Annotated in this window: 1 protein-coding gene; it reads left to right on the top strand. The window is 67.0% G+C overall.

Going from position 1 to position 564, the window contains the following annotated elements; translation table 11 throughout:
• Positions 1-69: 69 nt before the first annotated feature.
• Positions 70-564: sugar ABC transporter permease (locus GTW43_RS20820; protein ID WP_161303530.1), on the top strand; the 495-nt coding region annotated here is incomplete at its 3' end.

Raw genomic sequence — 564 nt, 5'->3', positions numbered from 1 at the left:
CGGCGAGGCCGACCGGGCCGCCCGGACCATCGAGGCCTACATGAAGAGCTACGAGGGGGCGAGCCTGATATGAGCAGCATCGCCACCCGGCAGCGCACGGCGCCCGCCGCCCCGGCAACCGCCGCGAAGGCCTCCGGGCCGCGGCTCAGCCGCAAGCACCGCGAGTGGCTCGCCGCCGGGCTCTTCCTCCTGCCGGACAGTCTCGGCCTGTTCCTCTTCGTGCTCCTGCCGATGCTCTTCTCGGTCGTCCTGAGCTTCTTCCAGGTCTCCGGCTTCGGCTCGTACACGTGGATCGGCCTCGGCAACTACCAGCGCATGATCGACGACCCGTACTTCTGGTCCTCGATGTGGATCACCGCGAAGTACGTGGTCATCCTGGTCCCGGTGCTGTTCGTGGTCAGTCTCGGGCTCGGCGTCCTGATGAAGCAGAAACTGCCCGGCATGGCCGCCTACCGGACGGCCCTCTTCATGCCCTACATGCTCAGCCTGGTCGTCGCGGGACTGCTGTGGAAGTTCATGTTCGACGAGCAGACCGGCATCGCCAACAAGGCCGTCGGCGAGCTC

This window comes from Streptomyces sp. SID5785 (assembly GCF_009870065.1).
In the GTDB taxonomy this organism is placed as follows: Bacteria; Actinomycetota; Actinomycetes; order Streptomycetales; family Streptomycetaceae; genus Streptomyces.
Note: the sequence above shows the minus strand (reverse complement) of the source record. Positions and strands in the feature narration are given on the sequence as shown.